General features: G+C 65.2%; 29 protein-coding genes. 23 read left to right on the top strand and 6 right to left on the bottom strand.

From position 1 onward, the window contains the following. Window positions 1-18: 18 nt before the first annotated feature. From AC2A04_RS12110 to AC2A04_RS12060, 11 genes are all read left to right on the top strand, one after another. Window positions 19-840 carry a cytochrome c oxidase subunit 3 gene (locus AC2A04_RS12110; protein ID WP_484212589.1) on the top strand — a complete coding sequence of 274 codons (822 nt, stop codon included), beginning with the start codon at window positions 19-21 and terminating at the stop codon, window positions 838-840. Continuing rightward, the gene (locus tag AC2A04_RS12105; RefSeq protein ID WP_484212588.1) at window positions 840-1,211 is read left to right on the top strand and encodes a DUF983 domain-containing protein; all 372 of its coding nucleotides are present in this window, start codon (window positions 840-842) and stop codon (window positions 1,209-1,211) included. Before AC2A04_RS12110 ends, AC2A04_RS12105 begins: the two co-directional genes overlap by 1 nt. Continuing rightward, complete coding sequence (locus tag AC2A04_RS12100) at window positions 1,211-1,795, top strand: SURF1 family protein (protein ID WP_484212587.1); 585 nt, start codon at window positions 1,211-1,213, stop codon at window positions 1,793-1,795. Before AC2A04_RS12105 ends, AC2A04_RS12100 begins: the two co-directional genes overlap by 1 nt. Before the next feature lie 263 nt (window positions 1,796-2,058). After that, window positions 2,059-3,465 carry a threonine synthase gene (gene thrC / locus AC2A04_RS12095; RefSeq protein WP_484212586.1) on the top strand — a complete coding sequence of 469 codons (1,407 nt, stop codon included), beginning with the start codon at window positions 2,059-2,061 and terminating at the stop codon, window positions 3,463-3,465. Beyond that, entirely contained in the window at window positions 3,458-4,342 is an 885-nt protein-coding gene (locus AC2A04_RS12090; RefSeq protein ID WP_484212585.1) for a class I SAM-dependent rRNA methyltransferase, read from the top strand. The genes thrC and AC2A04_RS12090 overlap by 8 nt, the downstream gene beginning before the upstream one ends. A gap of 54 nt (window positions 4,343-4,396) precedes the next feature. Next, window positions 4,397-4,771: a dihydroneopterin aldolase gene (locus AC2A04_RS12085; protein WP_484212584.1), complete on the top strand. Its 375-nt coding sequence runs from the start codon at window positions 4,397-4,399 to the stop codon at window positions 4,769-4,771. Next, the gene (locus AC2A04_RS12080) at window positions 4,771-5,535 is read left to right on the top strand and encodes an SDR family oxidoreductase (protein WP_484212583.1); all 765 of its coding nucleotides are present in this window, start codon (window positions 4,771-4,773) and stop codon (window positions 5,533-5,535) included. Before AC2A04_RS12085 ends, AC2A04_RS12080 begins: the two co-directional genes overlap by 1 nt. After that, window positions 5,532-6,551: a GTP 3',8-cyclase MoaA gene (gene moaA, locus AC2A04_RS12075; RefSeq protein ID WP_484212582.1), complete on the top strand. Its 1,020-nt coding sequence runs from the start codon at window positions 5,532-5,534 to the stop codon at window positions 6,549-6,551. The genes AC2A04_RS12080 and moaA overlap by 4 nt, the downstream gene beginning before the upstream one ends. Window position 6,552: 1 nt before the next feature. Beyond that, window positions 6,553-6,789 carry a MoaD/ThiS family protein gene (locus AC2A04_RS12070; protein WP_484212581.1) on the top strand — a complete coding sequence of 79 codons (237 nt, stop codon included), beginning with the start codon at window positions 6,553-6,555 and terminating at the stop codon, window positions 6,787-6,789. A 1-nt stretch (window position 6,790) separates the two neighbouring features. After that, complete coding sequence (locus AC2A04_RS12065) at window positions 6,791-7,237, top strand: molybdenum cofactor biosynthesis protein MoaE (protein WP_484212680.1); 447 nt, start codon at window positions 6,791-6,793, stop codon at window positions 7,235-7,237. A gap of 63 nt (window positions 7,238-7,300) precedes the next feature. Further along, entirely contained in the window at window positions 7,301-7,723 is a 423-nt protein-coding gene (locus AC2A04_RS12060) for a hypothetical protein (protein ID WP_484212580.1), read from the top strand. A 53-nt stretch (window positions 7,724-7,776) separates the two neighbouring features. Here the strand turns inward: AC2A04_RS12060 and AC2A04_RS12055 are convergent, their stop codons facing one another. Then, window positions 7,777-8,376 (bottom strand): hypothetical protein, encoded by a 600-nt coding sequence (locus AC2A04_RS12055; RefSeq protein ID WP_484212579.1) that lies wholly within the window; start codon window positions 8,374-8,376, stop codon window positions 7,777-7,779. A gap of 191 nt (window positions 8,377-8,567) precedes the next feature. Between AC2A04_RS12055 and rplU the strand changes: the two genes are divergently transcribed. The 3 genes from rplU to AC2A04_RS12040 all read left to right on the top strand — a co-directional run bounded on the left by rplU (window position 8,568) and on the right by AC2A04_RS12040 (window position 9,955). Beyond that, window positions 8,568-8,864 (top strand): 50S ribosomal protein L21, encoded by a 297-nt coding sequence (gene rplU / locus AC2A04_RS12050; protein ID WP_484212578.1) that lies wholly within the window; start codon window positions 8,568-8,570, stop codon window positions 8,862-8,864. Between the two features lie 24 nt (window positions 8,865-8,888). Continuing rightward, the gene (rpmA, locus tag AC2A04_RS12045; RefSeq protein WP_484212577.1) at window positions 8,889-9,158 is read left to right on the top strand and encodes a 50S ribosomal protein L27; all 270 of its coding nucleotides are present in this window, start codon (window positions 8,889-8,891) and stop codon (window positions 9,156-9,158) included. A gap of 227 nt (window positions 9,159-9,385) precedes the next feature. Further along, complete coding sequence (locus tag AC2A04_RS12040; RefSeq protein ID WP_484212576.1) at window positions 9,386-9,955, top strand: GNAT family N-acetyltransferase; 570 nt, start codon at window positions 9,386-9,388, stop codon at window positions 9,953-9,955. Between the two features lie 36 nt (window positions 9,956-9,991). On the opposite strand, the gene AC2A04_RS12035 is transcribed toward AC2A04_RS12040, so the two are convergent. Beyond that, window positions 9,992-10,876 carry a metal-dependent hydrolase gene (locus AC2A04_RS12035; protein WP_484212679.1) on the bottom strand — a complete coding sequence of 295 codons (885 nt, stop codon included), beginning with the start codon at window positions 10,874-10,876 and terminating at the stop codon, window positions 9,992-9,994. A gap of 37 nt (window positions 10,877-10,913) precedes the next feature. On the opposite strand from AC2A04_RS12035, the gene AC2A04_RS12030 reads away from it, so the two are divergent. Beyond that, window positions 10,914-11,501 carry a TetR/AcrR family transcriptional regulator gene (locus AC2A04_RS12030; RefSeq protein WP_484212575.1) on the top strand — a complete coding sequence of 196 codons (588 nt, stop codon included), beginning with the start codon at window positions 10,914-10,916 and terminating at the stop codon, window positions 11,499-11,501. Here the strand turns inward: AC2A04_RS12030 and ygfZ are convergent. Then, entirely contained in the window at window positions 11,485-12,225 is a 741-nt protein-coding gene (ygfZ, locus tag AC2A04_RS12025) for a CAF17-like 4Fe-4S cluster assembly/insertion protein YgfZ (RefSeq protein ID WP_484212574.1), read from the bottom strand. The genes AC2A04_RS12030 and ygfZ overlap by 17 nt on opposite strands. 38 nt (window positions 12,226-12,263) lie before the next feature. Here ygfZ and pyrC point away from each other — a divergent pair, with 38 nt between their 5' ends. After that, window positions 12,264-13,310, top strand: coding sequence for a dihydroorotase (gene pyrC, locus AC2A04_RS12020; protein WP_484212573.1), 1,047 nt, complete (start codon window positions 12,264-12,266; stop codon window positions 13,308-13,310). Here the strand turns inward: pyrC and rarD are convergent. After that, entirely contained in the window at window positions 13,278-14,183 is a 906-nt protein-coding gene (gene rarD / locus AC2A04_RS12015) for an EamA family transporter RarD (protein ID WP_484212572.1), read from the bottom strand. The two genes, pyrC and rarD, sit on opposite strands and share 33 nt — an antisense overlap. Before the next feature lie 208 nt (window positions 14,184-14,391). Here rarD and AC2A04_RS12010 point away from each other — a divergent pair, with 208 nt between their 5' ends. Beyond that, window positions 14,392-14,883, top strand: coding sequence for a glycine zipper 2TM domain-containing protein (locus AC2A04_RS12010; RefSeq protein WP_484212571.1), 492 nt, complete (start codon window positions 14,392-14,394; stop codon window positions 14,881-14,883). Between the two features lie 119 nt (window positions 14,884-15,002). Then, window positions 15,003-15,230, top strand: coding sequence for a hypothetical protein (locus AC2A04_RS12005; protein WP_484212570.1), 228 nt, complete (start codon window positions 15,003-15,005; stop codon window positions 15,228-15,230). 7 nt (window positions 15,231-15,237) lie between these two features. Here the strand turns inward: AC2A04_RS12005 and astD are convergent, their stop codons facing one another. Both astD and AC2A04_RS11995 read right to left on the bottom strand, forming a co-directional pair. Further along, on the bottom strand, window positions 15,238-16,653 hold the full coding sequence (gene astD / locus AC2A04_RS12000) for a succinylglutamate-semialdehyde dehydrogenase (protein ID WP_484212569.1): 1,416 nt from the start codon (window positions 16,651-16,653) through the stop codon (window positions 15,238-15,240). 128 nt (window positions 16,654-16,781) lie between these two features. Further along, window positions 16,782-18,191, bottom strand: coding sequence for a protein adenylyltransferase SelO (locus AC2A04_RS11995; protein ID WP_484212568.1), 1,410 nt, complete (start codon window positions 18,189-18,191; stop codon window positions 16,782-16,784). Between the two features lie 82 nt (window positions 18,192-18,273). Here AC2A04_RS11995 and AC2A04_RS11990 point away from each other — a divergent pair, with 82 nt between their 5' ends. The 5 genes from AC2A04_RS11990 to AC2A04_RS11970 all read left to right on the top strand — a co-directional run bounded on the left by AC2A04_RS11990 (window position 18,274) and on the right by AC2A04_RS11970 (window position 23,986). Further along, window positions 18,274-19,131 (top strand): alpha/beta fold hydrolase, encoded by an 858-nt coding sequence (locus tag AC2A04_RS11990; RefSeq protein WP_484212567.1) that lies wholly within the window; start codon window positions 18,274-18,276, stop codon window positions 19,129-19,131. Beyond that, window positions 19,128-20,282, top strand: a complete 1,155-nt coding sequence (locus AC2A04_RS11985) for a glycosyltransferase family 4 protein (protein ID WP_484212566.1) — start codon at window positions 19,128-19,130, stop codon at window positions 20,280-20,282. The genes AC2A04_RS11990 and AC2A04_RS11985 overlap by 4 nt, the downstream gene beginning before the upstream one ends. A 130-nt stretch (window positions 20,283-20,412) precedes the next feature. Continuing rightward, window positions 20,413-21,177: a tetratricopeptide repeat protein gene (locus tag AC2A04_RS11980; protein ID WP_484212565.1), complete on the top strand. Its 765-nt coding sequence runs from the start codon at window positions 20,413-20,415 to the stop codon at window positions 21,175-21,177. A 20-nt stretch (window positions 21,178-21,197) separates the two neighbouring features. Next, entirely contained in the window at window positions 21,198-22,544 is a 1,347-nt protein-coding gene (locus tag AC2A04_RS11975; protein ID WP_484212564.1) for an outer membrane protein assembly factor BamB family protein, read from the top strand. A 107-nt stretch (window positions 22,545-22,651) separates the two neighbouring features. Then, window positions 22,652-23,986: a methyltransferase family protein gene (locus tag AC2A04_RS11970; protein WP_484212563.1), complete on the top strand. Its 1,335-nt coding sequence runs from the start codon at window positions 22,652-22,654 to the stop codon at window positions 23,984-23,986. Window positions 23,987-23,989 lie beyond the last annotated feature (3 nt).

The raw sequence follows: 23,989 nt of genomic DNA, 5'->3' as shown, positions 1-23,989 counted from the left end.
TGGGGGATTTCGACGATCATGGCCGGCACCAAGAACCACGATTATCACATTCTGCCGCCCGACATCTGGCCCTTCATCGGTGCCTTCTCGGCGCTGACGATGGCCACCGGCGGCGTCTTCTGGATGCACAAGATGGCCGGCGGCACCGCCGTCTTCTCGCTTGGCCTGCTCGGCGTGCTCGTCACGTTCTTCTCGTGGTGGGGCAAGGTCATCAAGGAAGCGCATGCTGGCGATCACACGCCTGTCGTGCAGCTCCACCAGCGCTACGGCATGATCCTGTTCATCGCTTCTGAAGTGATGTTCTTCGTCGGCTGGTTCTGGGCCTTCTTCGATTTCTCGCTGTTCCCTTCGACGATTGCCGAAGTGGTCGGTGGGCAGTGGCCGCCCAAGGCTGTCGAAGCGGTCATGGACCCGTTCGACCTGCCGCTGCTCAACACGCTGATCCTGCTCTGCTCGGGCACCACGCTGACCTGGGCGCACCATGCGCTGATCCACGGTGATCGCGAAGGCCTCAAGAAGGGCCTCTGGGCAACGATCATTCTCGGCCTCGTCTTCTCGGCGATCCAGGCCTACGAATACGCGCACGCACCGTTCGCGTTCGGCACCAACACCTACGGCTCGGCCTTCTACATGGCGACCGGGTTCCACGGCTTCCACGTGATCGTCGGCACGATCTTCCTGATCGTCTGCCTGATTCGCGCCTACAAGGGCCACTTCACCCCGCGCCAGCACTTCGGTTTCGAAGCCGCCGCCTGGTACTGGCACTTCGTCGACGTGGTGTGGCTGTTCCTGTTCGTCGCCATCTACGTATGGGGCGGTTGGGGCTACAAGATCCACTGATGCCGTCTGGCAATGGCCAGAACACGAAGGGGCAGCCGGGGATTACCCAGGCTGCCCTTTTCGGTTTGTGCCCGCGATGCGGCGCACACGGCCTGTGGGAAGGTGCGGCGAACTTCGCCGGCAAGTGCCGCTCCTGCGGCCTTGACCTTGCGCGGCTCGAGCCCAAGGGCAGGGGCCTCTACCTCGTCGTGCTGCCGGTCACGATCCTGCTGATCATGGCAGCGCTGAAGCTCGACGATACGGTGCAACTGCCCGTGTGGGTGCTGGTCCCGCTATGGGGGATTGTCGTACCGCTCGTGGTGATCGGTGCGATCCGCTTCGCCAAGGCGCTTGTCCTGCGCGCGCGACTTGAAAAAGAAGGATTGCTGTAATGCGCCGCCTGCCGATTTTCCCGACGATCATCGTCCTGATCGCGGTGGGCGTGATGATTCGCCTCGGCGTGTGGCAGCTTGACCGGATGCATGAGAAGGAGGCGATGCTGGCGCGTTATGCGGCTGCGCAGGTGGCCGGCACCGACCTGCCGTTTCCCCGGGCGCCCGACGCGATCGAAGGCGCTCTCTACCACCACTCGTCGGTTGATTGCCTGTCGGTAGCAAATCCGACCTCGCGATCGGGTCGCAATGCCAAGGGTGATGCAGGAATTGCCCAGGTCGTCACCTGCAAGCCGGGCGATGGCGGCAGCGTCGAAGTGGTGCTCGGCGTGGCCCAGTCGCCCGCGCCTGTGGCCTGGAGCGGCGGCAAGGTGACCGGATGGATCGCACCGGGTCCAAAGCTCGTTGCCGATCCTCCGCAAGCTGGCCTCCAGCCGAACGCCCGCCCCGATCCCAACGACATCCCCAACAACCACCTCTCTTACTCGATCCAGTGGTTCCTTTTCGCGCTGGTCGCGCTGGTCATCTACGCCGTCGCCCTGCGTAAACGCTGGCGCGAGCGGGTCGACCGGGCGCATCCTTAGCGTTCTCGTCACCCTGAACTCGTTTCAGGGCCCATTTCTCCCCACACGCGGATGTTCCGTGAGGCGCGATGGATGCTGAAACGAGTTCAGCATGACGGAAGGAGCAGCGCGGGCGCGAGGCCCCCCCCCCGTTCGTGTCGAGCGAAGTCGAGACACAGGCGCACGGTGTCTCGACTTGGCTCGACACGAACGGGTCATGGCGCTCTATGATGACCGCCAGAATCCTTGCCCTTTGCCCCCGTGCCCGCTAACCGGCCAATCCCATGAAGTACGTCAGCACCCGGGGGCAGGCACCCTCGCTCGATTTCCAGGGCGTCACGCTCGCAGGCCTCGCTTCCGATGGCGGTCTCTACGTGCCCGAGACCTGGCCGCAGTTCAGCGCGGACGAGATCGCCGCTATGGCCGGGCTGCCCTATGCGCAGCTTGCCCAGAAGATCATGCTGCCTTTCGTCGGTGATTGCCTGACGCCGGAACGACTGCTGACCTTATGCGAGCAAGCCTATGGCCGCTTCGCCCACGCCGCCGTCGTGCCCTTGAAGCAGCTCGACGAGACGCAGTGGGTGCTGGAATTGTTCCACGGTCCGACGCTGGCGTTCAAGGACGTCGCCCTGCAATTGCTCGGCCTGCTGTTCGAAGAATTCCTGGCAAAGGGTGACGATCACCTGACTATCGTTGGGGCGACCTCGGGCGATACCGGCTCGGCCGCCATCGACGCGGTTGCAGGCCGCGCCAAGGTCGACATCTTCATGCTCCACCCGCATGGCCGCGTATCCGACGTGCAGCGCCGCCAGATGACCACGGTGATCGCGCCCAACGTCCACAACATCGCCATCGACGGCAGTTTCGATGATGCCCAGGCGATGGTGAAGCGCATGTTCAACGATGCTGCGATGACCGGTCGCTTCGGCATCGCTGCGGTGAACTCGATCAACTGGGCGCGCCTGATGGCGCAAGTGGTCTATTACTTCTACGCCGCGCTCCAGCTCGGCGCACCGCAGCGCAAGGTTGCGTTCTCGGTGCCCACCGGCAATTTCGGCGACGTCTTCGCTGGCTACGTCGCTGCCCAAATGGGCCTGCCGATCGAGCGCTTGATCGTCGCGACCAACGTCAACGACATTCTCCACCGCGCGCTGTCGACCGGGGACTATTCGGCCAGCACGGTTACCGCCACCGCCGCGCCTTCGATGGACATCCAGGTTTCGTCGAACTTCGAACGCCTGCTGTTCGACGGTTGCGGTCGCGATGGCGCAGCGCTCTCTGCGCAGATGAAGAACTTCGAAGCAACCAAGGCAATGCAACTGACCAACGCCCAGCGCGAATCGGCCGCCGCCCTGTTCAGCTCCGAGCGCGCCGATGCAGGTGACATGTCCAACGCCATGCGCTGGGCATACGAGGCGACTGGCGAGGTTCTCGATCCGCACACCGCGATCGGGCTCCATGCCGCGCGCGTCGCCAGGGGCATTCCGGCAGGCGTCCCGATCGTCACGCTCGCCACCGCGCACCCGGCCAAGTTCGTCGATGCGGTAGAGCGCGCCACGGGCCTGCGCCCCGGCCTGCCCGCGCGCGTGGGCGACTTGTTCGAGCGTGAGGAGCGCTGCGATCATCTTCCCGGCACGTACGAGGCCGTTGCCGCCTACGTTGCCGAGCGCGCCACCGCCCGCAATGGCTGACCTCGATCTCCAGCCGAAGCTGATGGTCGGCGAGGGCTGGGCGGACTTCGGCCTGCTCGATTCCGGCGATGGCCGAAAGCTGGAGCGCTACGGCAAGTATCGCTTCATCCGTCCGGAACCCCAGGCGATGTGGAGCCCGCGCCTGCCCGACTGGCATGCAGACGCCGAATTCGTCCCCGGCTCGGACGAGGATGGCGGCGGGCGCTGGCAATTTAACGGCCCGGTCCCGCGCGATGGCTGGGAACTTGGCCGGGGCGCCGTGCGCTTCACCGCCTCCTGCACGCCCTTCCGCCACCTCGGCTTCTTCCCCGACATGGCCCCGGTGTGGGACTGGATGGGCGAACGGCTGAGCGGCAAGGCTGATGCGCAGACGCTCAACCTCTTTGGCTATACCGGCGTTGGCACGCTCTCGCTCAGCGAATTTGGCCCGGTCACGCATGTCGATGCGTCCAAGAAGTCGGTCGCACAGGCTCGCGTCAACGCCGAGCTTTCGGCCATGACCGACCGCCCGGTGCGCTGGATCGTTGACGATGCCGCCAAGTTTACCGCGCGCGAGGTGCGCCGCGGCCGCCGTTATGACGGGATAATCCTCGATCCGCCCAAGTTCGGGCGCGGTCCCGATGGAGAAGTCTGGCGGCTCGAGGAAAGCCTGCCAAACCTTGTCGCCGATTGCGCGCAATTGCTCGATGCCGACAGCCGCTTCCTGTTCCTCACGGTCTATGCCGTGCGCATGTCCTCGCTCGCCCTGGCCGGCCTTCTGGCCGAAGCGCTCAAGGGCCTGCCCGGCACGATTGAGCACGGCGACCTTGCCATTCGCGAGGAAGGCCCCACCGGTCGCCACCTCCCTACCGCCATCTTCGCGCGCTGGAAAAACTGAAACCCGCCTGGTGCGCGATGGACTTGGGCGCACGGCAATGCCAAGGCAGACCCCATGTCGGATACCCTGATCCTCGAAGTCGCCAATCTCGAGACCGATGTCCTCACCGGCATCTATTCGGAAGAGACCGGCCGCCCGCAGCCGCTGCGCATCTCGATGCGCGTCGGGTTCAAGGTGCAGGATCGCTACACGCCCGATTGCCCGCTCAGCGCGAGCAAGAACTACATGGACCTCAAGTTCGCGGCGAGCGAGGGTCTGCCCCAAGGGGTTCATTTCAAGCTGATCGAAGCCGTGGCAGATCACATCTGCGAAACGCTGTTTCTTCAGGATGAACGGGTTATGTGGGTTGAAGTGAAGATCGTGAAGCTCGCCATCAGCGAGAACGGCGAGGAAATCGGCATTACGCTGACTCGGAACCGGCGCTCCTGATGCCGCAGACCCCTCCGCTGGCGCTGGTGACGGGAGGCTGGCGGCGGATCGGCGGCGCGATCGCGCGCAAGCTGGCGGCGGAAGGCTGGGACGTCGCGCTCCACGCCCACCATGCCAAATCTTTTGATGCCGAATTCAAGGCCCAGCTCGAATGGCTCGGCGCCGTCGTCCATCCCATTGCCGGTGATCTGGATGATCCCGCGTTTCCGCCCAGCCTGCTCGATCAGGTCACGCGGGCAGCTGGCCGCGCGCCCGAACTGCTCGTCAATTCCGCGTCGCTGTTTCACGATGATCGCGCCGACACGATTACCAGCGCCGAGCTGGAGCAGCACTTCCGGGTCAACCTGTTTGCACCGCTGCTGCTGACCCGCGCCTTTGCCGAGGCGTTGGGCGACAAGTCGGGTTCGGTCGTCAACATTCTCGACCAGCGCGTGATGAATCCCGTACCCGACCAGATCAGCTACACCCTGTCCAAGCAGGCGCTCCACGCATCGGTACGCACGCTCGCGCGCGCCATGGCGCCGCGCGTGCGCATCAACGGCGTGGCCCCCGGCCTGATCCTGCCGACAGCGGACTACGACGCCGAGCAGTGGCAGCGCCTGGAAGAGATCATGCCGCTCAGGCGCCTCCCCGGTGCCGATGAAATTGCCGATGCGGTGCACTTCCTCGCCACCTCGCGGTCGGTCACAGGGCAGACTATTTTCGTCGATGCGGGCGCGAACCTTGAATCCTACCCCCGCGACTTCGTATACATGGAGAAGTGAGCAGCGCTTCTCCCAACGCCACCGGGCCCCTGATCGACCGTTTTGCGCGGAGAATCACCTATCTGCGCCTTTCGGTCACCGACCGTTGCGATCTGCGCTGCGCTTATTGCATGCCCGAACGCATGGAGTTTCTGCCGCGCGCCGAAGTCCTGACGCTTGAGGAAATGCATCGCCTCGCACTCGTCTTCATCGATCGCGGCGTGCGCAAGATCCGCCTGACCGGAGGCGAGCCTCTGGTCCGCCGCGACATGATGCAGCTTGTCCAGGCGCTTGGGCGCAAGATCGGCGACGGGCTCGACGAACTTACGCTCACCACCAACGGTACGCGCCTTGCCGAGTTTGCCGATGATCTTGCCGCAGCCGGTGTCCGCCGCATCAACGTCTCGCTCGACACGCTTGACCGCGAGGGCTTCGCCAGGCTTTCGCGGCGCGACATGCTGCCGCAAGTGCTCGAAGGCATCACCGCCGCCAAGGCAGCAGGCCTCAAGGTGAAGATCAACGCCGTCGCCTTGAAGGACATCAATGAGGCGACGCTGCCCGATCTGATCGAATGGGCCCATGGGCAGGGCCATGACGTGACCCTGATCGAGGTCATGCCGCTGGGCGAGGTCGAGGGCGACCGTTTCGATCATTATCTCCCGCTCGACGCTGTGCGCCGCGATCTCGAAGCGCGCTGGACGCTGAACCCCAGCGATGCCCGTTCAGGCGGCCCCGCGCGCTATGTCGACATTGCCGAAACCGGCGGACGCCTGGGCTTCATCACCCCGCTTACCGGCAATTTCTGCGAGGGCTGCAACCGCATCCGCGTCACCGCCACCGGCCAGCTCTACATGTGCCTTGGCGGCGAAGGCCGGGTCGACCTGCGCGCCGCGCTACGCTCGGACGATCCCGACGGGCAACTCGCCGATGCCTTTGCCCGCGCGATGGGCGAAAAGCAGGAGCGTCATTCCTTCGTGATCGATCGCCCCGGCGGTGCGCCCGCCGTCTCGCGCCACATGTCCACCACCGGCGGCTGAGATGCCCACTCTCGTATTCCTCGGAAAGCTCGAAGACATCGCGGGCAGGGCAGACCTTGTTGTCGCCCCCGGCCCGGTGGAGCAGATCCTTGCCGTGCTCGATCCCGCGCTCGCCATTGAACTGCTGGGCGAAAAGGTGCGCATGGCGCTCAACGGACGCCTGATCACCGATCGCGGCGGTATCGTGCTTGCCGGCGGCGATGAACTCGCCTTCCTCCCGCCCGTCAGCGGCGGCTGACATGGCCGAGGTCCGGCTCGCCGAATCGGTGCTCGATCCCGTGGCCGAGATTGCGGCGTTCAACGCGCGCCACCCTACCGCAGGCGGCATCGTCAGCTTCCTTGGCCAGGTCCGCGAAGGCGGCGGGATCGAGGCGCTCGAGCTCAAGCACTACGGCCCGATGACCCTTCCGGGCATGACCGAGCTTGCCCGCGTCGTCGAAGCGCGCTGGCCGGTCGAAGGCCTGCTGATCGTTCATCGCAGCGGCGTGATGCATCCGGGCGATCCGATCGTCCTAGTTGCTGCAGCAGCTCGCCATCGCCGCGATGCCTTCGCCGCCGCCGATTTCGCGATGGACCATCTCAAGAGCGAAAGCTGGTTCTGGAAGCGCGAGAAGACCGCCCAGGGCTGGCGCTGGATCGAGCCGCGTCCCGAAGACCACCAGGACATCGCCCGCTGGCGGATTTGATTCGCGTCAAGGAACTGCACCCGCCGCTTTGGCAGGGAGGCTCCAGCAAGAGGAGCCCAGTCCATGAGCATGCACATCGCGTCGGACAAGATCGACGCTGTCGCCGATATCGTCACCCAGCCGGTTCACACGGTCGTTGATCGCAACTTCGGCATGCCCGGAGGCGTCTATGCCGTCTCGGCCGGGGGCTATCTCGCGTTCATCGCGATGATGGCGACACTCTTCGCCAATGGCGAACTGGCAATTCCCTTGACGATCTTCGTGCTGTTCATTGCCTGCGCCTTTGGCATTCCCGCCGTCTGGACGCACCTCGGCTCCGACCAGCACCCCGATGCACCGGGCTGGTACGACTTCCGCCGCAAGGGCATCCAGACGCTCTCTGGTGCGCTCGATGCCAACTCGGCGATGGTGCAGGTGCTGATCCTGCCGGTCCTGATCGCGGTCTGGGGATTTGCCATCGCGGTGATCGTCGCCACCGTCCGCTGATCAACCAGTCAGTTCCGAAAGGGCGTCGCGCGACATGCACGGCGCCCTTTAGCTTATCCGCCGATGCGCTTCAGCAGCGAATCGATAATGCGCGTTTCCTCGGCGACAAGCGCCTCGACCTCGACCTGCGTCTCGCGCACGGCGATGAAGTCGGCATCGGTGCCATCGGCAACCCGATTGCTCGCCTCCACTTCCAGCCGGTCGAGATCGGCCAGCGGCACGCCCACGCGCGAACGCTCCGATTCGAGTCCGGCGATGGCCACAGAAGCAACGGACCACGCTTCGGTGCCCTTGGCGGCACCCGCCGCGCCCGAGACTGTGCGCGTGGCCGCGGGCTGCTTTGCGATGAAGCTGGCATGGGCGGCGCGGGCCGTAGCGCGCAACGCGGCAAGCTTTTCGGCCAGACCCGCGCTTACGCCGGGTTGCGGCGCGGGGGGCGTCTGTGCTGCGCGCGCCGCCGCATAGACGTCTTCTGCCGGGCGGCGGGCGAGCGACGGGAAGTCGGAACGGGGGGCGCAGCCCGCAAGCAGCAGGGCAGGGCAGGCCATGAAGGCGAGAGCGAGGCGGGGATTGCACTTTGCCATGGCCGCGCCATAGCATGGCTGGCCGCTCCCGCCAGCGCCCGATGGTCGCAAGGCCCGCCCCGCGCGCATTTTCACGAGGCTCGCACCCACAGGCGGCATTGACAGGCGGCGGACCTTGGATTATCCGCGCCACTCTTTCCGGGACCCCTCGTTTGCGTGGGGAAACGGTGCGTTGCCCGTTGTCAGCGATTCGCAGGCGTAGGGCGCCTCAAGTGAATCGCCTCGGGCAACCGCGGCTTTTGGAACGGATAGCAGAAACCATGTTCGCAATCGTGCGCACGGGCGGCAAGCAGTACCGGGTTGCCGCCGGAGACAAGATCGCGGTCGAGAAGCTGGCGGGTGAAGCCGGCGACACGATCACGCTGGGTGATATTCTTCTCGCCGGTGAAGGCGATTCGCTGGCTGACGCCGCGAAGATCACGGTTTCGGCCGAGATCATCGCTCAGGCGAAGTCGGAGAAGGTGATCGTTTTCAAGAAGCGTCGCCGTCACAACTATCGCCGCAAGAACGGTCATCGCCAGCAGTTGACCCTGCTGCGCATCCTGTCCGTCGCCTAAGCGAACAGTTCGGAGTAATTCGATATGGCACATAAGAAAGCAGGCGGCTCTTCGCGCAACGGTCGCGACTCAGCAGGCCGCCGCCTTGGCGTTAAGAAGTTCGGCGGTCAGGAAGTGATCGGCGGCAACATCATCATCCGTCAGCGCGGCACCAAGGTGTACGCTGGCGCCAACGTCGGCATGGGCAAGGATCACACCCTGTTCGCGCTGACCGAAGGCCGCGTGCGTTTCCACGCCGGCAAGCTCGGCCGCAAGTACGTCTCGGTCGACATGATGGCCGAAGCCGCAGAATAACCGGATGGTCATGCAAAGGGCCGTCCCGATGGGGTGGCCCCGCCAGCACTCACGCGCTGGCCGATAGAGGGAGAGGGCCCCGCCCGTCTCCCTCTTTTCACGTCTCCCTCAGGCTCAACCGCAAACTGCGCTCTGGCCCGGTCACTGGCCGGATCGGCGCAGGGCGCAACACGGCTGTCACTTCGGCGCTCTAGGGGCGCGTGGGTGGGGCCGAGAAGGAGACTGAGATGTTCATTCGCAGCGAACGGCTGTTCCTGCGGCCCGGCTGGCCGGAGGACTGGGCCGAGCTTCACGCCCTGATCGATGACGAAGCGGTCGTGCGCAACCTCGCGCGCGCGCCGTGGCCCTATTCGCCCGAAGACGCCAAGCGGTTTCTCGCTGCCGGACAGGCTGGCCGCCATCCGCACTTTTTCGTGACGCTCCCCGGCGCGCACGGATCGCGACTCGTCGGCTGTGTCGGCCTTGCGTCAGAAGGCGGAGAGACCGAGCTCGGCTACTGGATCGCGCAGGGGCACTGGGGCAGGGGCTATGCCACCGAAGCGGTGCGCAGCATGCTTTCGCTCGCGCGCACGCTCGGCCACAGGCGCGTCACGGCGCGGCACTTCGTTGACAATCCGGCCTCGGGGCGGGTTCTGGAGAAGGCCGGTTTCCGCACGACCGGCGAGATTCGTCTCGGCCACAGTGCCGCCCGCATCGCCCCGGCACCTGCCGTGGTCCATGCGATCGACCTTGCCAGTCCCGCCGATTGCGACGGGCCCGAAGATGGCGGTTTCGCGCCCATGCGACGCGCAGCCTGATGCGAAAAGGGCTCCCTTTCGGGAGCCCCTCACGTGTCACCTTGCCATCACGGCATCGGGAAACTCGCTGTCCAACTTCGCGATCAGCGCCCGGTCGTCGTGCTGCCAGGGATGGAAGCCCGGCATGAAATAGCTGAGCCAGGCCGGGAACACGCGGCGCACGACTCCCGGCTTCCACAGCAGGTAGGCAGCCAGCTTCCACTTCCACTTCGCTCCGGTCAGCCCGTCCTGCGCCAGCAGTTCCAGCGTGTCCTCGACGCGGTGGGTGAAGAAGTTCTTTGTCACGATCACCATCATCAGCGACTTGACCTTCCAGCGCTTCCACCGGCTCCAGTTCCGGGTCGCGTGCAACCAGGTGTCGTAGGCGACGCCCTTGTGTTCGATCTCTTCCATCGCATGCCAGCGCCACATGTCGGCGGTTTCCTTCTCCGCCCCGGCAAAGTGCGCCGGGTTGGCGAGGAATTCATGCGCCATCATCGCGGTGTAGTGCTCAAGCGCCATGGTAGCCGCCAGATTGACGATCACCGGACGGTCCTTGGTCAGAGCCAGCATTTCCTCGACGCGCTTGTCGATGCGGGCGATGTCATAGCCTGCTGCCTCGGCCTGCCGGTTGAACGCCACATGCTCGCGCGTGTGATTGATCTCCTGGCGGATGAAGGCGCGGATTTCTGCCTCGAGCTTGGGCGGTGCGCCGTCTCGGTGCGCTTTCACGGATTCGATGAAGAACGCCTCGCCGCGCGGGAATGTGGCTGACAGGGCATTGTGCCAGGCGGTCGCCACCGGATCGTTGTTCAGCCACCAGCGCCCCGGAGGCGCATTGCGGCCAAACCGGCGATCACGGATCGTGATCGTCAGATCCTCGGGCGTGGGCACCGGCTTGCTCGAAGCGGTGCTGCGTTCTAGGGTCAGGTCTGGGGTCATGGCGTTCATGAGCCATAATCTAAGGCTGCTTACAGTAATGTCAATAAGGAAGCGTCTATCGCCCGAGGAAAGCCGCATGGCCGCACTCGAGGCCGCGCGCGGACTATTGGTCGAAACCGGCCCGCAGGCGGTTACGCTCAAGGCTGTTGCCGGACGCATCGGCCGTACGCACGCCAATCTCCTGCATCACTTCGGCTCCGCTTCCGGCCTTCAGAAGGCGCTTGCCAAGCATCTGGCCGAAACCATCTGCGCCACCATCCGCGATGCGGTGATCGCCAGCCGCTCCGGAATCGGCTCCCCCCGCGACGTCGTAGATCTCACCTTCGATGCGTTTGATCGCGAAGGCGCGGGCGCGCTCGCCTCGTGGATGCTGCTTTCGGGAAATGAGGACGCGCTCGATCCGATCGTCGACACGATCCATGATCTCGTCGTCGATCTCGATGAATACGGCTCGGACATGCAGCGCAGTAACACGCTGGCGCTCACGCTGATGGCGCTGGGCGATGCGCTGATGGGGGGGCCGCTCGCGCAGGCGCTCGAATTGCCGCGCGATGCCGCGCGAGACCGTGCAGAAAAGATGCTGGTCGAGGGGCTTCAGGCCGCGCCTGTCACTCCGGAGGGGTAAGGTCCATCCAGGCCGGCACCAGCGCCGGGGGAATGTCCTCCACGCGCCGGTGATCCACCGCCAGTCCAAGGCCGGGATAGGCCACTCTTCGCCGCGCCTCGTCCGACTCGTCCAGCGGCACAACGAGCAACCGCCGGTTGACCTTCTGCCGCCAGTTCATGCGCGCCGTGTTTTCCTGCCCCACATAGCAACCCTTGGTGAAGCTCACGCCATTGAGGTCCACCGCATTGCATTCCAGCCAGAGCAGGTCACACAGCTCCGCCTGCCCTTCGGTCACGCCCAGCTTGAGGCGGTGCGCCAGCCACTTGTCATCGACGCCGATGTCGGTCTCGCCCGCCGTGCCGATCCAGCGTTGTCCCAGCGCCGAGAGGCGCGGATCGCGCGCGCCGCCATCGCCCGGATGATCTTCCCAGAACACGCCAAGCTCGTCGGCGCGGGCAACCGCGATCTTGCGGCGCAGCTTGTACAGCGTGAGCCGCTTGGCCAAGGCATCGGCCACGCTGGCCTCGCAATCGAGCAGCAAGCCCCTGCTCCCTCTTTCAGCGCTATCCGGCCAGACGATGAAGTCGAACAGGACCTTGCCCTGCGGTGAGAGCAGCGCCGCCCACACCGGCAGCACTCCCTTTACGTCGTTGGTCACCAGCCCCTGCAGGAACGCGGGCACGTCCTCGTCTGGGTCCTGTGGGGAAAGGCGGATCAGCGCGCGCGCGAAAAGACGGGTCATCACTGGAACATAGGAAGCGCCATCGCTAAGGGGAACCCATGACGACGACTCTGACGATCCGCCGCCCCGATGACTGGCATGTCCACCTCCGCGATGGTGAGGTGCTCAAAGGTGTCGCGCCTTACACCGCGCACCAGTTTGCCCGCGCGATCGTCATGCCCAATCTCAATCCCCCGATGACCGACGTCGCGGGCGTCGCCGCCTACCGCGACCGCATCGTTGCTGCACTGCCGGAAGGCGCCGATTTCACCCCGCTGATGACGCTTTACCTGACCGACGGTACCGATCCTGCCGAAGTCGAACGCGGCTTTTCCTCGGGCACGTTCGTCGCCGCCAAGCTCTATCCGGCCCATGCCACCACCGGCTCTGCCCACGGCGTCACCGACATCCGCAACATCTATCCCGTGCTGGAAAAGATGCAGGCGATCGGCATGCCCCTGCTGATCCATGGCGAGGTGACCGATTCCCATGTCGACATCTTCGATCGCGAGGCCGTGTTCATCGAACGCACGCTGTTGCGCCTCGTGGCCGACTTGCCGGCGCTGCGCATCGTGTTCGAGCACATCACAACGCAAGAGGCCGCGCAGTTCGTGGAAGGGGCAGGTGAGACGATCGCCGCCACGATCACGCCGCAGCACCTGCACATCAACCGCAACGCGATGCTTGTCGGCGGCATCCGCCCCCACGCCTTCTGCCTGCCCGTGGCCAAGCGCGAGAAGCACCGCCTTGCGCTGCGCAAGCTGGCAACCTCGGGCTGCACCCGCGTGTTCCTCGGCACCGATACCGCGCCCCATGCCAAGCATCTGAAAGAGGCCGCCTGCGGTTGCGCCGGCATTTTCAACGCGCCTTTTGCGCTCGAGAGCTACGTCACCGTGTTCGACGAGGAAGGCGCGCTAGACCGGTTCGAGGCCTTCGCCTCGCTCAACGGCCCCGCCTTCTATCGTCTGCCGGTAAACGAAACGACGATCACGCTGGAGAAGGCACCGGTCACTGTGCCCGACACGGTCGATGCCAACGGAACGACCATCGTACCGTTCCACGCCGGTGAAACGCTAGGCTGGCGGCTGGCCGACCGGCCCGCGTGACTTGCGCCACATGTCCCAGCTGTAAAGCGCGATAGCCGCCCAGATCAGCGTGAAGCACCCGAGGCGCGCGGCGTCGAGCGACTCGCCGAACACCGTCAGCCCCAGTACGAAGCTGATCGTGGGCGAGAGGAACTGGACGAAGCCAAGCGTCGAAAGCGGCATCGACCGCGCAGCCACGGCGAACAGCAGCAGAGGAATGGCCGTGGCAATGCCGGCCGAGGCGAGCAGCGGCGTGATCGCGCCACCAACAGCCATGCTCGATCCCTGTGGCGACCCTGCCGCAAGCACGACGACGACCAGCGCCGGAACGAACAGCAGCGCGGTCTCGACCGTCAACCCGGGCACGGAACCAACGGGCGCCTGCTTGCGCACGAAGCCATAGAACGCAAAGCTCACCGCAAGGACCATCGCAACCGCCAGCGTATCGATCGCCCCTCCCAGCAGCAGTGCAATCCCCGCACCGGCCAGCGCGACGGCGGCCCATTGAACCCGGCTCAGCCGCTCGCCCAGCAGGATCGTGCCGAGCAGCACGTTTATCAACGGATTGATGTAGTAGCCAAGGCTGGTCGCCAGCACGTGGCCGTTGTTGATCGCGATCACGAAGATCAGCCAATTCGTCCCGATCAGCAGCGAACTCAGGCCAAGCTGCCCAAGCACGCGCGGAGAGGACAGCGCCGCGCGCAGTTCACTGCCCTGCTTGCGCCAGGCCACGATCAGCAGGCAGACCGGCAGGGTCAGGAGTATGCGCCAGCCGACGAACTCCAGCGGCGGCACCTGATGGAGCGCGCGGAAGTAGAGCGGCAGCAGTCCCCAGATGACATAGGCGGTCAACGCGGCGGCAAGGCCACGGCGCAGCGTGGAGGAATGATTCATCCAGCCAGCCTTACGCAGCATCGCGGACACAGGCCAAGCCCTTCTTTGTAAACGCTTCACCGGCCTTGCCGATCATCTCGTCGCAAAATCCGAATCTGACAGTCAGGTTGCGATCTGTTCAGGTTGGCGGACGTAAACATGAACCAACGCAAAGCTTCAGGGCGAAATCGGCATAGAGCCGCTCCGTCCGAAAATGAGGAGAAGGCCCATGATCAATCTCAAGAACGCAGCCCTCGCGCTCCTGGCGGCCTCGACCGTCGCAACCGCCGTTCCCGCTACCGCCGCCACGGCGACGCACGGCCAGTCCGCCGTGGTTGCAACCCAGTGGAACCAGGGCTGGGATGGCGAGCGCTGGGAGCACAGCCGCAACCATCGCGATTGGCGCGGGGATCGTGGCTATCGCGGCGACCGCTACTATGGTCGGGGTTCCGACCGTGGCTATTACCGTGGTAACGAGCGCGCCTATTATGGCGAGCCGGTCTATCGCAACAGTCGCGTCTGGCGTGGCAACGACGGCCGCTATTACTGCCGTCGCTCCAACGGCACGACCGGCCTTCTGATTGGCGGCGCTGCCGGTGCCCTGCTCGGCCGCGAAGTAGCCGGCGACTACGGTGACCGCACGCTTGGCGCCATTCTCGGCGCTGCTGGTGGCGCGCTGCTCGGCCGCGAGGTCGATCGTGGCGGATCGCGCTGCCGCTGATCCGGGCCGCTGACACATTCTGACCGTCCTTCGGGTCGCACTGCAAGGTCGGCAGGGGAGCGCTTCACTCAGGTGGGGCGCTCCCTTTTTGTTAACCGTGATTGCCCTAGAAGCGGACCATGTCTGCCACCCGCCTCATTCTGGTCACGCTGACCCTGGCACTGTCCGCCTGCGGCTCATCCTCGCTCGAACAGGATGGCGCGCCGATCGATCCGGTTATGGCCGAAGCGCTCGAAGGCCAGTTGATGGTCGATCCCGACCTCAGCCAGCAGAACATGCGCAATCTCGCGGTGATTCCCGGCGGTCCGATCGACCCGGCGCTGCCGCTCCCCGATCCCGCCGAATAGGTTGGTATCAGTCGCTGCGCAGGCCGACGCCGATGCTCGCGCGGGGCTGGTCCATCTCGGTCGAGGCGACCGGATAGGCGCAGTAGTCCGCTGCGTAATAGGCGCTCGGGCGATGATTGCCAGAAAGTCCGATGCCGCCGAACGGCGCGGCTGAGCTGGCGCCGTTGGTCGGCCGGTTCCAGTTGACCACGCCTGCGCGAATGTTCGCCCAGAATCGGTTGTAGTCCTGCGGCGTGCCGCCGATCAGCGACGCCGAAAGGCCGAAACGCGTGTTGTTCGCCTCGGCGATTGCCTCGTCGAAATCGTCGACTTTCACCACCTGCAGCAGCGGGCCGAACAGTTCGACGTCGGGCCGCTCTTCCACTCCGGTCACGTCGATGATCGCTGGGCTCAGGAACGGCAGGTCGTCGCGCAGACGCACCATGTGCTTGATCGGGCGCCCACCCGAAGACAGCAGGTAGACGAAGCTTTCGGTAAGGCCGTCTGCGGTCCGGTTGTCGATCACCGGGCCCATGAACGGCGGCGGATCATCGAACGGTGCGCCGACGATGATGCGGTCGGCAAGGCGCTTCACTCCGTCCACGACCTCGTCATAGATCGAAGCCTTGACGATCAAGCGGCGCGCGGCGGTGCAGCGCTGCCCGGCGCTGGTGAATGCCGACTGCACGATCAGCGAAGTCGCATCCTCCATCTTGGGCGTATCCCACATCACGATGGGATTGTTGCCGCCCATTTCGAGCGCGACCATCTTGCCGGGGTTCGATGCCAGCTTGCGGTTGATGGCGATGCCCGCATGGGCAGAGCCGGTGAACAGCACGCCGTCGATGCCGTCGTGCGCAACCAGCGCCTGGCCCTGTTCCGGGCCACCGATCAGCACTTGCACGACGGCGGCGGAAATACCTGCGCGGTTGAAGCACTGCGCCAGCATTTCGCCGGTTGCGGGCGTTTTCTCCGAAGGCTTGAACACCACCACGTTGCCCGCGATCAGCGCCGGAACGATATGGCCGTTGGGCAGGTGGGCGGGGAAGTTGTACGGCCCCAGCACCGCCATTACGCCATGGGGCTTGTGCCGGAGCGCCGCGGTGCCCTGCAGCGCCGAATCGAGCTTGCGCTGCGAAGTGCGGTCGGCATAGGCGCGGACCGAAATCTCGACCTTGTTGATGACGCTTTCGACTTCCGTGCGCGCTTCCCACAGCGGTTTGCCGGTTTCGCGCGAGATCATCGTCGCCAGCTTGTCGGCGTCCTTGCGCACCTCGTTGGCGAAGCGACGCACCAGTTCGATACGGGTCGCAAGCGGCTGTCCGGCCCAGACAGGCCATGCCCGGCGGGCGCGTGCCACCACGTCGTCCACGTCGCCGATTTTCCCGCGCCAGATCTCGGCGCCGGTGGCGGGTTCATACGATACGATTTCGGCAACTGCCACGAATCAGACCTGTCTTTTCTCGTGCTCTTGCGAACGCTGGATGCGGACCCAGTGCAGGGTTCTGTACCCTCTCACCGGTTACCGATTAAACAATATTCATGCTCCATGCCATAGCCGGCAGCGCGATTTCAGGCCCCTTCATGGCCCCAGGGTTCGGGTCTTGTCCCCATAGCCTCGCCCATGCGCCGCACCGCCGCCACTTTTGCTTCAAGAGCGGACCAGTCGTCATCGCGCGCAATCGGCTCCCAGATCGCCTCGACCTCGTCGATCAGCATGGATTGTGCCTCCGGGTCAGACCAGTAGGGATGATCCCCGACCGTTGCGGTATACGCCGCCATTGCCGCCTTCAGTTCAGCGCCTTCCGCAGTCTCGGCAAAAGGCCCGCGCCCGCCGCGATGCGCAAAGAAGAACGCGTCCGGTCCGATGCCACCGGTTCCCATCGCCTTTTCGCAGGCACCGATCAGGGCGGTGTCCTCCTCCAACCCGCGCGGCTCCACGCCGAGCCGCCAGCACCATCGCCGCGTCATCGCCGCCTGATACAGTTCCGGATAGCGATTGAGCGCCTCGATCAGCGGTGCGGCCTCCACCAGCGATCGCAGTGCAATGGCCAGCTGCGCGCAGTTCCAGTGGATGGCCTCGGGCTGGCGGCCATAGGCATAGAGCCCCTGATGGTCGAAATAGGCGGCGGTGAATCCGGGCTCCCACTTTGGCAGCCAGCGCCAGGGCCCATAGTCGAAGCTCTCTCCGGTGACGTTCATGTTGTCGGAATTGAGCACCCCGTGGACGAAGCCTGCCACCATGTAGCTCGCCGCCATGTCGGCCATGCGCTCGACCACCTGGTTGAAGAACCGCACCGCCGGATGCGGCGCATCGGGGAAGTCGTTGCCGGGGAAGTTGGCGAGACAATAGGCGACCAACTGCGCCATCTCGTCTTCGAGTCCCAGCGCGCCCAGCCGCTGGAACGTCCCGATGCGGATATGGCCGTGGCTGAGGCGGACCATCACGGCCGAACGGGTCGGGGAAGGTTCGTCCCCGCGATGCAGCGCCTCGCCGGTCTCGATCACGCTGAACGTGCGGCTGGTGTTGACGCCCAGCGCGCCGAGCATCTCGGTTGCAAGGATCTCGCGCACCGCGCCTTTCAGCGTCAGCCGTCCGTCGCCGCGCCGGCTCCACGGCGTCTGCCCCGAACCCTTGGTGCCAAGGTCCATCAGCCGGTCATCGCCGTCCAGCATCTGCGCGAAAGTGAACCCGCGCCCGTCGCCCAGATCGGGGTTGTACACGCGGAACTGGTGCCCGTGATAGCGCAGCGCCAGCGGGCCCGGCATGTTGTCGGGCAGCGGCTCGAACCGACCGAAATGCCGCACCCAGTCCGCGTCCGACAATCCGGCCAGTCCGACGTCTTCGGCCGCCCGGTCATTGCGCCAGCGAAGCCGCGTTTCGGGGAAGTCCGCTGCGCGCACGGGATCGCCGATCCAGTCCGCTATGGCCATAATCCGGGGCGATGCGCGATAGATCGCGTCTTGCGGGAGCGGCTGCATGTGGCAATAGTGGGCACCACAGCGCCCACCTGCAACCGGGCGCATGCGAATTAGGCCAGCGAAGGGCGGTTTCACCACAATCATGGGCGATTACGAAGATCGTAGCTGGACCAGCAGCGACGGGCTGCAACTGCATTTCCGCGAATATCCCGGCGATGCCGCGCGTCCGCCCGTGCTCTGCCTTCCGGGCCTCACCCGCAATGCCCGCGATTTCGAGGATCTCGCCGCGAGGCTTGGCGGAAAATGGCGCGTACTGTGCCCCGAGATGCGCGGGCGCGGTGACAGCGACTATGCCAAGGACCCGATGACCTATCAGCCACTGCAATACCTGCAGGACCTCGAACTGTTGCTGGCGCAGGAAGGCATAGCCCGCTTCGTCTCGATCGGCACCTCGCTCGGCGGGCTGCTCACCATGCTCCTGGCCGCCAGCAATCCGCAGCGGATCGCCGCCGCAGTGCTCAACGATGTCGGTCCTGAGGTTTCAGCCGCAGGGATTGAGCGGATTCGCGGCTATGTCGGGCAGGGCCGCAATTTCGAGACGTGGATGCACGCCGCCCGCGCGCTGCAGGAAAGCAGCGCCGACATTTACCCCGAATGGCAGATCACCGACTGGCTGCGTTACGCCAAGCGGATCATGGCGCTGGGCACCGGCGGGCGCATTGCCTTTGATTATGACATGAAGATCGCAGAACCGTTTGAGTCTCCGCAGGGCGCGACCCCGCAGGTCGACATGTGGCCGATGTACGATGCGCTCGCCTCTCGGCCATTGCTGGTCCTGCGCGGGGAAAACTCGGACATTCTCGAAGCCCCGGTTGCCGCGCGCATGGCGCAGCGCCCGGGCGTGGAATTTGTCACCATTGCCGGCATCGGCCACGCCCCAACGCTCGACGAGCCGGAGTCGGTCGCCGCGATCGAACGACTGCTCGATCAGGTGGCATGACCGCGCGCGCCACTGGGGCACCGCTCAAGGTGCTCCATCTCCACTCCACGTTCGATGCAGGCGGCAAGGAGCGCCGCGCCGTTGCGCTGATGAACCATTTCAGGCGCGGCGTGGAGCATCACGTCGTCTCCGCGCAACCCGCTGCGATGGGTGCAAAGGCACTCATCGACAAGCGCGTAGCGGCATTCTTTCCGTTCGGTTTCCCGCCACTGGCCGGAAAGCTGCGCATCGGCCGCCTGCAGAAACTAGCCCGCGCGATGCAGGGCTTCGACCTCATCCTGACCTACAACTGGGGCGCGATGGACGCGGTAATGGCGCATGCGGTGTTCGGCCCGACAATGGGCCTTGCCCCGCTCGCCCACCACGAAGACGGCTTCAATGCCGACGAGGCAGGCGGGCTCAAGCGCAGCCGCAACTGGTATCGCATGGTCGCCCTGTCGCGCGCGTCCGCGCTGGTCGTCCCCTCGCGGATACTCGAAGCCATCGCGCTTGGCGCATGGCGCCAACCGCGCGGGCGCGTCTGCCTTGTCCCCAATGGCATCGATACCGCCGCCTATGGCCGCAAGCCACGGCCCGATGTCCTGCCCCGCGTGGTCAAGCGCCCCGGCGAGAAGTGGCTTGGCACGCTTGCGGGCCTGCGCGCGGTCAAGAACCTGCCGCGCATGGTCCGCGCGCTCGCTGCCCTGCCGCCCGAATGGCAGCTCGTCATCCTTGGCGAAGGGCCGGAACGCGATGTGATCCGCGCCGAGGCGATCCGTCTCGATCTCGGCCACCGCGTCCACCTGCCGGGGCACGTGTCCGATCCGGCGGCGGCGGTCGGCCTGTTCGATCTGTTCGCGCTCTCGTCCGACAGCGAACAGGCACCACTCTCGGTGCTGGAGGCCATGGCAGCGGGCCTTGCCGTCGCCAGTCCCGCCGTGGGCGACGTGGCCGCCATGGTGGCCGAGCCCAACCGGTCCTTCATCACGCCCGCAGGCGACGATGCCGCCTTCACCGAAGCGCTCTCCACTTTGTGTCGCGACGATGTCGCCCGCCGCCGCATCGGTGACGCCAACCGCCTGCGCGCAACGGCCGAATTCGATCAGAGCGTCATGTTCGCACGCTACGCCGAGGTCTACGCTGCAGCCCTTGGCAGGGCCAGCTTCCCCTGAAAGGCGCTTCAGCCGCCGTTCACGCGCGAATCCTAGAGAATCAATTCCGTTGAAAAGGCGGTCCCATCCGCTAAACACCGCGCCAGACACCCGCTAGCAATCATCAACCGAATTTCCCGAAAGCGCTGCCTTGGCTCTCCGTCCCGATCGTCCGCAGACCCGTTCCGACCAGCTTGCCGAGCGCGGTTCCCCGCAAGGCGGCGAAGGCTTCCTGCGCGAAGTGGACGATGCCCTGCGCGAGGATCAGGTGTTCACCGCGCTGCAGAAGTACGGAAAGCCCGCTGCGGCGCTGATCGCTGCGGGCCTGCTCGGCCTTGCCGGCTGGCTCTGGTACGACAATCACACCCAGACGGTTGCGGGCGAACAGGGTGAGGCCCTGACCCAGGCGCTCGACAATCTCGAGGCGCGCAATCTCAAGGCCGCCAGTGGCGATCTTGCTCCGCTCGCCAAGGACGGCCATGATGGCTACCGCGCCACGGCCAAGCTGCTCGACGCCGGAATTCTCTCTGAACAGGGCAAAGTCGATGAAGCCGCAAAGGCTTTCGCCGCGATTGCTGCCGATAGCGATGCCCCGCAGGCCTATCGCGATCTTGCGTCGATCCGCGAGGTCGCGCTCACTTTCGACAAGCTCGGGCCAGACAAGGTCGTCGAACGGCTCAAGCCGCTCGCCGTGCCGGGCAATGCCTGGTTTGCCAGCGCGGGCGAGATCGTCGGCACTGCCTATCTGAAGCAGGGCAAGACTGAGCTTGCCGGCGCGCTGTTCGCCCAGATTGCCAAGGACAAGACCGCCCCGGATTCGCTGCGCCGCCGTGCCCGCCAGATGGCCGGCACGCTCGGTGTCGACGCGGTCGAGGAACCGGGCGAAACGACGCTGGTTGCACCGGCGGCACAATGATCACGCGAGGATGCCAAAGCATGACGCCTAACCCCACTGTCCGCCGCGCCGCGCTTTCCAGCGTGCTTGTCCTCGCGCTCGCGCTGGGTGGCTGCGGTATTTTCGGCGGCAAGGACAAGGCCAAGACCACACCCACGGTCGGCCAGCGTACCCCGATCCTTTCCAAGATCGAAGCCGGCACCAAGGTCGACGATTCCATCTCGCTGACCACCGTCGTGCTGCCCGCACCCGAAGCGAACGCCGATTTCGCGCAGGCCGGCGGCACCGCCAGCAAGTCCTACGGCCACGTCGCGCTGGGCGAATCCCCGCGCAAGGCATGGACCGTGGGCATTAAGGGCTCTTCTGCCCGCCAGCGCCTCGCCGCTTCGCCGGTAATCGGCGGCGGCAAGCTGTTCGTGATGGACACCGAAGGTACGGTCCACGCCTTCGACGCCAATTCCGGTTCGCGCATCTGGGACACGGCGATCAAGGCCGAGAAGCAGAACGCCAACTCCACCTTCGGGGGCGGCGCCGCTTTTGACGATGGTGTCGTCTATGTCACCAACGGCGTCGGCGAAGTCGCGGCGCTCGATGCTGCCAACGGTTCGATCAAGTGGCGCGTCAAGCCCGCTGGCCCGATGCGCGGATCGCCCACGATCGCCTTCGGGCAGGTCATGGTGATGACGCAGGACAACCAGATCCTCGCGATCAACGCCGCCGATGGCGCGGTCCTGTGGAACGAGAACGCCTCGGTTGGCCAGACCAACGTATTCGGCGTCGCCGCGCCCGCCGCCGGTCAGGGCACGATCGTCGCGGGGTATTCCTCTGGAGAACTGGTCGCCTACCGCTACGAGAACGGTCGCCAGCTCTGGGCCGATGCCCTCGCGCGCACCAGCATCGCCACCAGCGTCTCGACGCTGACCGACATCGACGCCGATCCGATCATCGAGCGTGGCCGCGTCTATGCCCTGGGCCAGGGCGGTCGCATGGCCGCCTACGAACTGGTCACCGGCCAGCGCATCTGGGAACTCAATCTCGCCGGCATCTCCACTCCCGCCATCGCGGGCGACTGGATTTTCACCCTGACGGATGAGGCCAAGCTGCTGTGCATCTCCAAGGCCAACGGCAAGGTCCGCTGGATGACGCAGCTTTCGCGTTACAAGAACGAAAAGAAGAAAAAGAACCAGATCCTCTGGACCGGCCCCGTTCTAGCCGGAAACCGCCTGTGGATCGCCAACTCGCGCGGTGAGGTAATGAGCGCCTCGGTCACCGATGGCACGGTCAGCGAATTCACCGAGGTCGGCTCCTCGGTCAGCCTCGCGCCCATCGTCGCCAACCAGACGCTCTACATTCTCGACGACGACGGCCGGATCACCGCTTTCCGTTGATCCCACAGCCCCTCCTGCGTGCGGGAGGGGTCGGGGAGGGCCTGTTCAAAAATTCTGGCCGCTCGATCAAAACCGTTTCCTAACCCTTTGCGGGGTAAGGCAGGCGCATGAGCGCGCGCCCATCTCTCCCGCCGTCCGACGTATCTGTCGGGGTCGGCCTTTCCGGCCTTGTCGGATTGGCGTTCTGGGTGCTCGTCTGCCGATTCTGGCCGGCGATCGCCGATGCAATGGCGCTGCCCGGTCCGCGCGCGGTTATGGATGGCCCTTCGGCTGCGATGTCGGCGCTGCTCTTCTCGGGTGCTGGCATGGTCGGCTGGTCGCTGCTGGTGGACAAGGTTCACCGCCGCCCTTCGACCGGCATCGACTGGTCCGCCCCGCGCCCCTTGCGTGACGTCGTCGATATCTCCGTCACCAAGATCGCCGGGCTCTGGGCCACCTGGGCGTTGATCGGCTTCGCCTACTGCATCGCGCGCTGGTACTGGCGCGGGCAATATGTCTTCGCGATGGAAGTGCTCGAAACCGCCGTCCCGTTCCTTTTCCTCGGCGCGATCCCGTACGTTCTCTGGCTAGATCGCGTGCTGGTGAATCCGCGCGATGGCGCCTGGCACTTCGGTGCCATGCTGATCGGCCGCGAGCCGTGGGATTCGGGCGAGGTCAGGCGACACTGGCTGTCATGGCTGGTGAAGGGCTTCTTCTGCGCCTTCATGATCTCGATCGTGCCCGGTGGCTTTGCGGCGGTTGTCCGCTTCGACTGGGCCTCGGTCACCCACGATCCGGTTGCGCTGGCGACATTGCTGATCGAGACGATGTTCATGGTCGACGTGCAGATCGCCATGGTCGGATATCTCGTGACGATGAAACCCCTCGATGCGCAGATCCGCACCGCAAACCCGCATCTGGCGGCCTGGGTCGCCGCGCTGATGTGCTATCCGCCGTTCATCCTGATGGGCGATGGCGATGTGCTTGATTACCGCCACAACGGTGCCGAATGGGCCTTCTGGCTGCAGGGCCACGATACCCTGCTGTGGATCTGGGCGGCAGCGCTCGTCTTTCTGACGGCGGTCTACGCCTGGGCCACCGTCGCCTTCGGCCTGCGTTTCTCGAACCTCACCTATCGCGGCGTGCTGACGAACGGCCCCTACGCTTTCACGCGCCACCCGGCGTACCTGTCGAAGAACACCTACTGGTGGCTCGCCTCCTTGCCGTTTCTCGTCACCAGCAATTCGATGGTCGATGCGATCCGCAACACGGTCATCCTCGCGCTGGTCAGCGGCGTCTATTTCTGGCGCGCAAAGACCGAGGAAAAGCACCTCCTTGCCGAAGACGCCAAGTATCGCGAATACCACGCATGGATGGCCCAATACGGCCCGATCACCCGGATCCTGCGCAAGTGCGCCCGCGCGATCACTCCGAACCGGCCGGTCGCCCAGCCCGCCGAGTAAACC

The organism is Novosphingobium sp. HNCC26DJ243, assembly GCF_057180545.1.
Note: the sequence above shows the minus strand (reverse complement) of the source record. Positions and strands in the feature narration are given on the sequence as shown.

What these genes read in the sequence shown, in the direction of transcription:
- AC2A04_RS12110 (WP_484212589.1), top strand. Translation starts at nt 19, where the DNA reads ATGGCCGGCACCAAGAACCACGATTATCACATTCTGCCGCCCGACATC.
- AC2A04_RS12105 (WP_484212588.1), top strand. Translation starts at nt 840, where the DNA reads ATGCCGTCTGGCAATGGCCAGAACACGAAGGGGCAGCCGGGGATTACC.
- AC2A04_RS12100 (WP_484212587.1), top strand. Translation starts at nt 1,211, where the DNA reads ATGCGCCGCCTGCCGATTTTCCCGACGATCATCGTCCTGATCGCGGTG.
- thrC (WP_484212586.1), top strand. Translation starts at nt 2,059, where the DNA reads ATGAAGTACGTCAGCACCCGGGGGCAGGCACCCTCGCTCGATTTCCAG.
- AC2A04_RS12090 (WP_484212585.1), top strand. Translation starts at nt 3,458, where the DNA reads ATGGCTGACCTCGATCTCCAGCCGAAGCTGATGGTCGGCGAGGGCTGG.
- AC2A04_RS12085 (WP_484212584.1), top strand. Translation starts at nt 4,397, where the DNA reads ATGTCGGATACCCTGATCCTCGAAGTCGCCAATCTCGAGACCGATGTC.
- AC2A04_RS12080 (WP_484212583.1), top strand. Translation starts at nt 4,771, where the DNA reads ATGCCGCAGACCCCTCCGCTGGCGCTGGTGACGGGAGGCTGGCGGCGG.
- AC2A04_RS12070 (WP_484212581.1), top strand. Translation starts at nt 6,553, where the DNA reads ATGCCCACTCTCGTATTCCTCGGAAAGCTCGAAGACATCGCGGGCAGG.
- AC2A04_RS12065 (WP_484212680.1), top strand. Translation starts at nt 6,791, where the DNA reads ATGGCCGAGGTCCGGCTCGCCGAATCGGTGCTCGATCCCGTGGCCGAG.
- AC2A04_RS12060 (WP_484212580.1), top strand. Translation starts at nt 7,301, where the DNA reads ATGAGCATGCACATCGCGTCGGACAAGATCGACGCTGTCGCCGATATC.
- AC2A04_RS12055 (WP_484212579.1), bottom strand. Translation starts at nt 8,376, where the DNA reads ATGCGCGCGGGGCGGGCCTTGCGACCATCGGGCGCTGGCGGGAGCGGC.
- rplU (WP_484212578.1), top strand. Translation starts at nt 8,568, where the DNA reads ATGTTCGCAATCGTGCGCACGGGCGGCAAGCAGTACCGGGTTGCCGCC.
- rpmA (WP_484212577.1), top strand. Translation starts at nt 8,889, where the DNA reads ATGGCACATAAGAAAGCAGGCGGCTCTTCGCGCAACGGTCGCGACTCA.
- AC2A04_RS12040 (WP_484212576.1), top strand. Translation starts at nt 9,386, where the DNA reads ATGTTCATTCGCAGCGAACGGCTGTTCCTGCGGCCCGGCTGGCCGGAG.
- AC2A04_RS12035 (WP_484212679.1), bottom strand. Translation starts at nt 10,876, where the DNA reads ATGACCCCAGACCTGACCCTAGAACGCAGCACCGCTTCGAGCAAGCCG.
- AC2A04_RS12030 (WP_484212575.1), top strand. Translation starts at nt 10,914, where the DNA reads ATGTCAATAAGGAAGCGTCTATCGCCCGAGGAAAGCCGCATGGCCGCA.
- ygfZ (WP_484212574.1), bottom strand. Translation starts at nt 12,225, where the DNA reads ATGACCCGTCTTTTCGCGCGCGCGCTGATCCGCCTTTCCCCACAGGAC.
- pyrC (WP_484212573.1), top strand. Translation starts at nt 12,264, where the DNA reads ATGACGACGACTCTGACGATCCGCCGCCCCGATGACTGGCATGTCCAC.
- rarD (WP_484212572.1), bottom strand. Translation starts at nt 14,183, where the DNA reads ATGAATCATTCCTCCACGCTGCGCCGTGGCCTTGCCGCCGCGTTGACC.
- AC2A04_RS12010 (WP_484212571.1), top strand. Translation starts at nt 14,392, where the DNA reads ATGATCAATCTCAAGAACGCAGCCCTCGCGCTCCTGGCGGCCTCGACC.
- AC2A04_RS12005 (WP_484212570.1), top strand. Translation starts at nt 15,003, where the DNA reads ATGTCTGCCACCCGCCTCATTCTGGTCACGCTGACCCTGGCACTGTCC.
- AC2A04_RS11995 (WP_484212568.1), bottom strand. Translation starts at nt 18,191, where the DNA reads ATGCAGCCGCTCCCGCAAGACGCGATCTATCGCGCATCGCCCCGGATT.
- AC2A04_RS11990 (WP_484212567.1), top strand. Translation starts at nt 18,274, where the DNA reads ATGGGCGATTACGAAGATCGTAGCTGGACCAGCAGCGACGGGCTGCAA.
- AC2A04_RS11985 (WP_484212566.1), top strand. Translation starts at nt 19,128, where the DNA reads ATGACCGCGCGCGCCACTGGGGCACCGCTCAAGGTGCTCCATCTCCAC.
- AC2A04_RS11975 (WP_484212564.1), top strand. Translation starts at nt 21,198, where the DNA reads ATGACGCCTAACCCCACTGTCCGCCGCGCCGCGCTTTCCAGCGTGCTT.
- AC2A04_RS11970 (WP_484212563.1), top strand. Translation starts at nt 22,652, where the DNA reads ATGAGCGCGCGCCCATCTCTCCCGCCGTCCGACGTATCTGTCGGGGTC.